Raw genomic sequence first — 9,860 nt, 5'->3', positions numbered from 1 at the left:
GCGCCCGGCGACCCGGATCCAGCAGGCCACCGTCGGCATCGCGCCGACCGCCGGGCCGACCCCCGGGCCAGTCATCGCGACCAGCGACGACGAGGCGTCGGCCTGCTCCCTGGAAAACCCCGAAACCTGTGAGGCCTGCCAGTGACCACCGTCTCCGAAACCGCCACCGTCTCCGAAACCGCCACCGCCACCGCGACCGCCGCCGCCAGCGACGCGACGACCGGCGCGGATCGGCGGCAGCTGCTGCTCGACCCCGGCATGGATCTGACCCTGCGGCCGATGCGGTATCCGCAGTTCTTCGACCGGTTCCGGGACGCGATCAAGAACACGTGGACGGTGGAGGAGGTCGACCTGCACTCCGACCTGCCGGACCTGGCCAGGCTGTCGCCGGCCGAGCGGCATCTGGTGTCCCGGCTCGTCGCGTTCTTCGCCACCGGCGACACCATCGTCGCGAACAACCTGGTGCTCAACCTCTACCAGCACGTCAACTCCCGGAAGGCCGGCTCTACCTGTCCCGGCAACTGTTCGAGGAGGCGGTGCACGTCCAGTTCTACCTGAACCTGCTGGACACCTACGTGCCGGACGAGCGGGAGCGGTTCGCGGCGTTCGCGGCGGTGGAGAACATCCCGTCGATCGCCCGCAAGGCCGAGTTCTGCTTCAGATGGATCGACTCGATCTTCGAGCTGCGGGAGCTGCGTACCCGCGCCGACCGGCGGGCCTTCCTGCTCAACCTGATCTGCTTCGCCGCCTGCATCGAAGGGTTGTTCTTCTACGGCGCCTTCGCGTACGTGTACTTCCTGCGGTCCCGGGGTCTGCTGCACGGTCTCGCCTCGGGCACCAACTGGGTGTTCCGCGACGAGTCCATGCACATGGCGTTCGCCTTCGACGTGGTGGACACGGTCCGCGCCGAGGAGCCGGACCTGTTCGACGCCGAGATGCAGCAGCAGGTCAAGGACATGTTGGCCGAGGCGGTGGAGTGCGAGGTGCAGTTCGCCGCGGATCTGCTCGACCAGGGCGTGTCCGGGATGTCGTTGGCCGACATGCGGGAATATCTGCAGCACGTCGCCGACCGGCGGCTCGCGGTGCTCGGCATCGAGCCGATGTACGGCAGCCGTAACCCGTTCGCCTTCATGGAGTTGCAGGACGTGCAGGAGCTGTCCAACTTCTTCGAGCGGCGGGTGTCGGCGTACCAGGTCGGGGTGACCGGCTCGGTGACCTTCGACGACGACTTCTGACCCGCGTCCCGGCTCGGGCCGGCGGGGCCGGCTGTTCCGCGAAGGTCGGCTACCCCGCCTCGGCCCGCTCCGTCACGGTGCGGATCGCCGCCGCCGTGCCGACCGCGATCTCCTCGACCTCGTCGGCCGAGACGACCAGCGGCGGGCCGAGCAGGATCACGTCACCGTCGACGCCGTCGGCGCAGCCGGTTCCGCTGTAGAGCAGCAGACCGGCGTGCCGGGCGGCGGCGACGACCCGTTCGGCGACCCGGGCGGTACGGCTGAACGGCCGCGCGGTCTGCCGGTCGGCGACCAGTTCGACGCCGACCAGCAGACCGCGCCCGCGGATGTCCCCGACGTACGGTGAGTCGGCCAGCTCCCGGCGCAGGGCCCGGCGCAGCGACTCGCCGGCCCGCCGGCCGGCCGCGACGAGGTCCCGCTCGCGCAGCACCCGCAGCACCGCCCGGCCGGTGGCCGCCCCGACCAGGTGGTGCGAGTAGGTGAACCCGTGGGTGAAACCGGTGCGCGCGATCGTGTCGTGCACCGGGCCGGCGGCGACGGCCAGCCCCAGCGGCCAGTAGCCCGAGCTGGCTCCCTTCGCCGCGACCAGGATGTCCGGGCGTACCCCCCAGTGGTCGACGCCGAACCAGGTGCCGGTGCGGCCGAAGCCGGTCATCACCTCGTCGGCGATGAGCAGCACCCCGTACCGGCGGCAGACCTCGGCGACGGCCGGCCAGTAGTCGTCCGGCGGGACGCAGGCACCCAGCCCGGCCCCGGCGATCGGCTCGGCGATGAACGCCGCGACCGGCCGGGTCCGGCACAGTTCGGCCAGCGCCGCCGCGTGCCGCGCCCCGCAGCCGACCGGATGGATGTCCGGGAACGGGCAGCGGTACTCGTACGGGGTCGAGGTGTGCACCGCCTGCCCCAGCCACGGCAGGTACGGCGCACGCAGCCCGGCCCGGCCAGAGGCGTCCAACGCGCCCCGGGAGTTACCGTGGTAGGAGCCGACCCGGCCGACGACGAGGTGCCGGTCCTCGCCCCGGGCCAGGTGATAGGCGCGGGCCATCTTCAGCGCGGTCTCCACCGCCTCGCTGCCGCCGGAGACCGGGAAGACCAACGGATCGTCCATCGGCAGTACGGCCGCGAGCTCGGCGGCGTACTCCTCCAGCACGTCGGCGCGGAACATCGAGCCGTGCGCGTACGCGACCGCGCCGGCCTGCTCGGCCTGCGCCCGGACCACCTCGGTGACGCCGTGACCGACGCCGACGACGATCGCCCCGGCGGCGGCGTCGAGGTAACGCTTGCCGGTGGTGTCCCACAGCTGCGCGCCGGACGCCGAGGCGATCCGTGGCGCGTCGTCGGACACCCGGCCGAAGACGTGGCTCATCCCGGTACGGCGACGGCCCCGCCGGCTTCGATCTCTCCGCCGGCTGCGACCTTTCCGTCGCCGGCGGCCTGAACGTTGTCGGCGGCCTGAACGTTGTCGGCGACCTCGGCGACGGCCGCGCCGAACAGCCGTAGACCGGTCTGCGCCTGGGCCCGGGTGATCACCAGCGGCGGCGACATCCGTACCGCGTTGGGGCCGGCCTCCAGCACCAGCAGACCGCGACTGAACGCCGCCTGCTGCACCTGGCCGGCGATCTCACCGGTGGGGAACTCGACGCCGATCATCAGGCCGACCCCGCGCACGTCGACGACCAGCCGGGGATACGCCTGCTGCAGCTCGCGCAGCCCGGCGAGCAGGAACTCACCCTGCGTCGTGGCGTTGTCCAGCAGGCCCTCCTCCTGGATGACCCGCAGGGTGGCGAGGCCGGCGGCGCACGACACCGGGCTGCCGCCGTAGGTGGAGCCGTGCGCGCCCGGACCCCACGCCTCCATCAGCTCGGACCGGGCCAGGAACGCACCCAGCGGCAGGCCGGAGGCGATGCCTTTCGCGCTGATCAGGATGTCCGGCTGTACGCCGGTGTGCTCGATCGCCCACATCCGGCCGGTGCGGCCCATGCCGCACTGCACCTCGTCGGCGACGAGCAGGATCCCGTGCTGGTCGCAGATGCGCCGTAGCCGGGCGAGCCAGCCGGCCGGCGGCACGATGAAGCCGCCCTCACCCTGGATCGGTTCGACGAAGATCGCCGCGACCTCGCTCGGATCCACCTGGTGCTCGAACAGCACCTCCTCGATGAAGTCCAGCGACGCCGGGGCGTAGGGCGCGTGCAGCACGCCGGGCAGCAGCGGGCCGAATCCCTTGTGGTACTTGGACTTCGACCCGGTCAGCGTCATCGCCCCGTAGGTGCGGCCGTGGAACGATCCGTAGAAGCTGATCACGTACTGCCGGCCGGTGGCGTACCGGGACAGCTTCAGCGCGCCCTCGACCGCCTCGGCCCCGGAGTTGGTCAGGAAGACCCGCACCGGGCCGTCCATCGGTGCGGTCTCGGCCAGCGCTTGGCACATCTGTCCGTACATCGGCAGGTAGAAGTCGCTGGCCGAGTAGTGCAGCAGGGTCGCGGCCTGCTGCTGCACCGCCTCGACGACGCTCGGGTGGCAGTGGCCGGTGGAGGTGACGGCGATCCCGGCGTTGAAGTCGAGGAACAGGTTGCCGTCGACGTCCTCGACGACGGTACCGTGGCCGCGCCGGGGCGCGATCGCGTAGGCGCGGGGCAGCGACGGGCTGGTCACCGCCCGGTCGCGGGCCAGCACTTCGCGGGCCTGCGGTCCGGGCAGTTCGGTGACCAGGTGCGGTTGCGGGCGGTCCGGGTCGAACCAGTCGGGGGTCGTCGTCATCAGGCCACCACCGTCTGCGACTGCTCGCGGAGGAACTGCTGCAGGTAGTACGGGCCGCCGCCGGCCTTGCCGGTGCTGCCGGAGCCCTTCCAGCCGCCGAACGGCTGCACCCCGGGCCAGGCGCCGGTGGTGGCGCCGGCCGGCCGGTTGACGTAGACGACGCCGGCTTCGATCCGGTCGAGGAAGTGGTCGATCTCGCCCTGGTCGGTGGAGAAGAACCCGGCGGTCAGGCCCAGCGGCACGCTGTTGGCCCGGTCCAGGCCCTCGTCGACCGAGTCGACCGGGCTGACCGCAACGAACGGCACGAACAGCTCGCGCTGGAAGAGGTCGTCGTCGGGCGGTACGTCGGCGACGACGGCCGGTGCCAGGTAGTAGCCGTCGGGGCGGCCGTCGACCCCGGCGAGCACCTGGCCGCCGGTGACCACCCGGCCGACGGTCGCGGCGTGTGCGACGGCCTCGCCGTAGCGGCGTACGGCGGCGGCGTCGATGACCGGACCGAGGTACGTGTCACGGGCCAACGGGTCGCCGACGACCAGCGACTCGGCCCGTTCGGCGAGTCGGGTGACGAACTCGTCGTGGAGTTCCCGCGCCACGTACACCCGGGAGCAGGCCGAACACTTCTGGCCGGAGAAGCCGAACGCGGAGCGGGCGACGCCGGCGACCGCCCGGTCCAGGTCGGCCCGGGCCGAGACGATGGCGGCGTTCTTGCCGCCCATCTCGCAGACGACGGGCCTCGGGTACGCGCCGGTGAACGTCCGGATGATTGACATGCCGGTCTCGTACGATCCGGTGAAGGTGAGGCCGCCGACGCCGGGGTGCGCCACCAGTGCCCGGCCCGGGTCGTCGCCGCCGGGGAGGAAGTGCGCGACACCGGTCGGTAACCCGGCGTCGACCAGGCACTCGAAGAACTTCCAGGCCGAGAAGGTGCCCTGCAGGCTGGGCTTGAGGACGAGGGTGTTGCCGGCGACCAGTGCCGCGCCGGCCGGCCCGGCGGTCAACGCCATCGGGAAGTTGAACGGGCTGATCACCGCCCAGACCCCGTACGGCTTGAGCACGCTGCGGGTGGATTCGTTGGCGGCGATGGTCGCCATCGGCTGGTCGAAACCGTGATGCTTGTCGTACATGTCGCAGTAGTAGCGGATCAGGTCCGCCGATTCCTCGACGTCGCCGAGCGCCTCCAGCCGGTTCTTGCCGACCTCCATGCTCATCAGCGCGGCGTACTCGTTGGAGCGCTCGCTGATCAGATCGGCCGCCCGGCGCAGCACCGCGACCCGGTCCGGCCACGGGGTCGCGGCCCAGCCGGGCGCGGCGGCGCGGGCGGCGGTGACCGCCGCGTCGACGTCCTGGTCGGTGGCGGCGGTGACGGTGGCCAGTTTGAGCGTCACGTCGCCGGGGCTGACCAGCTCGGCCGGGTCGACCCCGGGCCGGGCGGTGCCGTCGACCACCGGGGTGAGGCGCTGGCCCAGCCAGGCCCGCGCCCGGTCCGCGCCGTCCTCGTACGCCGTGTGCAGGTCCTCGTTGTCAGCGGACAGGGTCGCGTAGGTGACCCGGAAGCGTGCGGCCACGGAAAACTCCTTTCGGCGGGACGGCACCCCGGTGAGGGGTGGCAAAAAATTCCAGACATCATCGCTTCATGCAGGAAAATCTACTGCGCACCGCGTATCGGAAGCAAGAACTTCTCCACCGAGCAGCGCTGCTGCCGGCCTGCCGGAGGCTGCTGCCGGGCTTACGACAGACGGGACCGGGGTGCCCGGACCGGCCGTCAGGCCAGCCCGGACACCCCGGTCCGCGGTGTTTCGGTCAGTCGTTCCGGGTCAGGAGACACCCAGGGTGGACAGGTAGTCCGGGTTCTCCGACAGCCACGCCTCGACCGCAGCCGGCTCGTCACCCTCGTGCACGTTGAACATCAGGTCCTCCAGCGAACCGAGCTGCTGGTCGTCCATCTGGAACTTCTCCAGCATCGCGGTCACCTCGGGGAAGTCCGCGCTGAACCCGGTCCGGGCCAGCGTGGTGATCTCCTCGGCGGTACCCAGGGTGCCCTCCGGGTCGGCCAGGTCCTTCAGCTCGTAGTTCGAGTAGGCCCAGTGCGGGTGCCACAGGGTCACCACGATCGGCTCCTCGTCGCCGATCGCGCTCTGCAGCGCGGCGAGCATCGCCGGGGTGGACGAGGTCCGCAGCTCGTAGTCGTCCAGCCCGTAGGTCGGCATGACGTTGTCCTGGGTGGCGGCGGTCAGACCGGCACCCGGCTCGATGCCGATAATTTCGTTGTTGAACAGCTCGGCGTTGTCGGCCAGGTCCGCCAGCGAGTCCACCCCGTCCACGTAGGCGGGGACGGCGATGCTCAGGCTGGCGTTGTCGTACCAGACCCCGATCGTCTCCAGGTCGCCGCTGTACTCCTCCATGTAGGAGGCGTGCGTCTGCGGCAGCCAGCCGTCCAGGAACAGGTCGATGTCGCCGGAGGCCAGACCGGAGTAGACCACGCCGGCTTCGACGTTGGTCAGCTCGACCTCGTACCCCTCGGCCTCAAGGATGTTCTGCCACAGGTAGGAGGCGGCGATCGCCTCGTCCCAGGCCATGTAGCCGATGGTGATGCTCTTGTCGACGGCGTCGGAACCGTTGTCGCTGCCGGTGTCGCTGTCGGCGTCGCTACCGCAGGCGGCGACTCCCAGGGCCAGGGCGGCGGTGGCCGCCACTGCGGCCCGGCGTAGCGGGTTGTTGCGGAACATTCGTTGTCGTCCTTCCATCGTGTTGCCCTACACCGGCGTACTCGCGGCAGCGAGGCAGGGCGCCGGCACCGGTGACCCTCCCTGCGGGATCTCGGTTCGGATACGGTGCAGCTCTGGTTCGGTATCGGGCCGGCCCGGTCTCGGGCCGGCCCGGTCGGACTTGCGGGTCAGGCTTCCTGCAGCGCCCGCTGGGCCTTCGCCGACCGGGTACGGGCCCCGATCGAGTCGGTCAGCCGGTCGAGCACCACCGCCAGGATCACCACGGCCATGCCGCCTTCGAAGCCCTGGCCGACCTGGAGCCGGGCGAGTGCGGTGTTGATCACTTCGCCGAGGCCGCCGGCCCCGACCATCCCGGCGATGACGACCATCGACAACGCCAGCATGATCACCTGGTTGACCCCCTGCATGATGGTCGGCAGGGCGAGCGGCAGCTTGGTACGGAGCAGGACCGCCCAGGGCGACGCGCCGAACGCCTCACCGGCCTCGATCACCTCGCGGTCGATCTGTCGCAGACCCAGCTGGGTCAGCCGGACCCCCGGCGGCATACTGAACACCACCGTAGCGATCACCCCGGGAACGGCGCCAATGCCGAAGTAGAAGATCGCCGGGATCAGGTAGACAAACGCCGGCAACGTCTGCATCAGGTCGAGCACCGGACGGGTCACCGCCGCCGCCCGCTGGTTCTCCGCGATCAGGATCCCGAGCGGGACCGCTATCGCCAGCGACAGAGCACTCGCCACCAGCACCAACGCCAGCGTACTCATGGTCTCTTCCCAGTAGGGCATGCCGGCGACGATGCCGAGCCCGACGGCGGTGCCGATGCCGAACTTCCACCCGCGCAGCCACCAGCCGAGCGCCGCGAAGATCAGCACCACGACGATCGCCGGCGGTGCGAGCAGTACGTCGACCAGGGGATCCACCAGCGACTCGACGAATGTCGAGATCCCGTCGAAGAGCGCACCCAGGTACTCGGTCGTCCAGTCGACGACGGCCTCGAACGCCGAGCCGATCTTGACGTACGGGAGGATGCTGTCAATGCCGTCAGCGGCGTTCATGAACGGTCTCCCTCCGGGCTCAACACTGCATCAGCCGGGGCCGCCTGATCGGGGACTGTCGCGGTGATGGTGCCCACCTCGCTGGTGCTGGCCGGCTCGGCGTCGTCGCCGGTGCCGTCGCTGGTCCCGTTGCCGGCGTCGCTGCCGATGCTGCCGAGCGCGGTGAGCAGGGTGATCCGGGGGATCACACCGGCGAGCCGGCCGGTGGTGTCGGTCACCGCGAGCGGATGCGAACTTTCCGCACAGGGGGTGAACAACTCGGCGACCGGGGTGTCTTCCCCGGCGACCCGGACGTGGTCGGTGGTCACCACGTCCTGCAGGTTCCGCCGGCCGTCGCGGACCGCCTGGTCGACGACGTCGTCGGAGACCGTACCGAGGAACTGCTTGTTCTTACCTGTGACATAGATCGCGGAGGTCTGGGTCTCCCGGAGGATCCGGGCGGCGACCCGGGGACCGGAGTTGACGTCGACGACGCCGAGCGGTCGCTCCATCACCGATGAGGCGGTGAGGATGCGGGTACGGTCGACGTCCGCCACGAACTGCGCGACGTAGTCGTTCGACGGGTCGGTGAGGATCTCCTCGGCGGTGCCGAGCTGGACGATCCGGCCGGAGCGCATCACGGCGATCCGGTCACCGAGGCGCATCGCCTCGTTGAGGTCGTGGGTGATGAAGACGATCGTCTTGCCGAGCTGAGCCTGCAGGTCCAGCAACTGGTCCTGCACCTCGCGGCGGATCAGCGGGTCGAGGGCGGAGAACGCCTCGTCCATCAGCATGATGTCGGTGCCGGCCGCCAACGCCCGGGCCAGGCCGACCCGCTGACGCATCCCGCCGGACAGCTCCTGGGGCAGTTTGTCCGCCCAGCGGTCCAGACCGACCAGGCGCAGTGCCTCCATCGCCCGCTCCCGCCGCTCGGCGCGGGGCAGCCCGGCCGCCTCCAGCGCGTAGCCGGCGTTCTCCAGCACCGAGCGGTGCGGCAGCAGCGCGAAGTGCTGGAAGACCATGCTGACCTTCTCGCGGCGTAGCTTGCGCAGCGCGGCCGGCTTGAGCTTGGTGAGGTCGACGCCGTCGATCTCGACCGAGCCGCCGGTCGGGGTGAGCAGGCCGTTCAGCATCCGGATCAGGGTGGACTTCCCGGACCCGGAGAGCCCCATCACGACGAAGATCTCGCCGGGCCGGACCTCGAAGTTGGCGTCGACGACGGCCGCGGTGGCGCCGCCCAGGTTCGCCGGAGCATCGGGTTGGCTGGTCTTGAGGCGCTCGAGCGCCTTGTCAGCACGTTTGCCGAAAATTTTGTACAACGATTTCACGACGATTGCGGACACGATCTCCATTCCAACGAATGTCGTGACGCTGGTCCCAATCGACGCACACGGCAGGTGTTCATCGACCGAAATCGAGTCGTCGGACGGTCGGTGGGCAAGTCAAACCAGGTCTGTGGTGGGGGTTTGCACTCGACCATACCCGACGGTCTGCCGCGAACGAAAAACATCCCCGTACGGGATGTTTCGGACATCTCGCACGGGGTGTCTGGGGGCGGTGCTGCCATTCCAGCTGTTCCATTGTCGACGGTATCGCCACCGAATCAGGTATATGTGCTGGCGGTACGGCAAAGCGCACACCGCGCTCGCTGGCCCGAGATGCGAGGTATGACGAGGAACCTCCGGTTATCCCGGGGGTAGAGCCCCTGACCTGCGGCGGCAACGCCCAAGGACGCCCGGCGGAGGGCCCATGCTCGCAGGTCGCCGCATCTCGCCTCATAGACCTGGATAACAATCCGTCGGTAACTGGGTGGGCCACTGCTGATCTGCGGAATAAGCGGCGGGAGCGACGGTTCGGATTGAATACAAACTTTTGACAGTGAATCAATTATCGAGTTTCGTAGAATGTGCTGGCAGGATATGGGGAGTGTGGCTCCGAAGAAGGGCGGGGTCGATCCCGGTCGAGGGCCGCTGCTCGATCGTCTCGAATGGTCGGTGCAAATGAGCGGGCAGGGGTTTGCGTGGCGATGAGCGCGCTGTCGTCTCTGAGCCTCGATCCACCGATGAAGGTTGGACCGGCAGGACCCCGGATGTAGAAAGTGCCCTCTG

Annotated in this window: 6 protein-coding genes and 1 pseudogene; 1 reads left to right on the top strand and 6 read right to left on the bottom strand. The window is 69.8% G+C overall.

The window, feature by feature from the left end; translation table 11 throughout:
• The first annotated feature begins 141 nt into the window (after window positions 1–141).
• A pseudogene (locus ACFHWU_RS28095) lies at window positions 142–1,235 on the top strand (ribonucleotide-diphosphate reductase subunit beta).
• 49 nt (window positions 1,236–1,284) lie between these two features.
• Here ACFHWU_RS28095 and ACFHWU_RS28090 read toward each other — a convergent pair.
• From ACFHWU_RS28090 to ACFHWU_RS28065, 6 genes are all read right to left on the bottom strand, one after another.
• A complete protein-coding gene (locus tag ACFHWU_RS28090; protein ID WP_416557277.1) occupies window positions 1,285–2,601 on the bottom strand; it encodes an aspartate aminotransferase family protein in 1,317 nt (438 codons plus the stop codon).
• Window positions 2,598–3,992 (bottom strand): aminotransferase class III-fold pyridoxal phosphate-dependent enzyme, encoded by a 1,395-nt coding sequence (locus tag ACFHWU_RS28085; protein ID WP_416592160.1) that lies wholly within the window; start codon window positions 3,990–3,992, stop codon window positions 2,598–2,600. The genes ACFHWU_RS28090 and ACFHWU_RS28085 overlap by 4 nt, the downstream gene beginning before the upstream one ends.
• A complete protein-coding gene (locus tag ACFHWU_RS28080) occupies window positions 3,992–5,557 on the bottom strand; it encodes an aldehyde dehydrogenase family protein (RefSeq protein WP_416592159.1) in 1,566 nt (521 codons plus the stop codon). Before ACFHWU_RS28080 ends, ACFHWU_RS28085 begins: the two co-directional genes overlap by 1 nt.
• 249 nt (window positions 5,558–5,806) lie before the next feature.
• Window positions 5,807–6,718: a glycine betaine ABC transporter substrate-binding protein gene (locus ACFHWU_RS28075; protein WP_416569444.1), complete on the bottom strand. Its 912-nt coding sequence runs from the start codon at window positions 6,716–6,718 to the stop codon at window positions 5,807–5,809.
• A 167-nt stretch (window positions 6,719–6,885) separates the two neighbouring features.
• A complete protein-coding gene (locus ACFHWU_RS28070) occupies window positions 6,886–7,773 on the bottom strand; it encodes an ABC transporter permease (RefSeq protein ID WP_416557281.1) in 888 nt (295 codons plus the stop codon).
• Window positions 7,770–9,104 (bottom strand): quaternary amine ABC transporter ATP-binding protein, encoded by a 1,335-nt coding sequence (locus ACFHWU_RS28065; RefSeq protein ID WP_416592158.1) that lies wholly within the window; start codon window positions 9,102–9,104, stop codon window positions 7,770–7,772. Before ACFHWU_RS28065 ends, ACFHWU_RS28070 begins: the two co-directional genes overlap by 4 nt.
• Window positions 9,105–9,860 lie beyond the last annotated feature (756 nt).

The organism is Micromonospora sp. LOL_015 (genome assembly GCF_048060275.1).
Lineage (GTDB): Bacteria > Actinomycetota > Actinomycetes > Mycobacteriales > Micromonosporaceae > Micromonospora_E.
The sequence above is the reverse complement of the archived record's forward strand: the minus strand, read 5'-3'. Positions and strand labels throughout refer to the sequence as shown.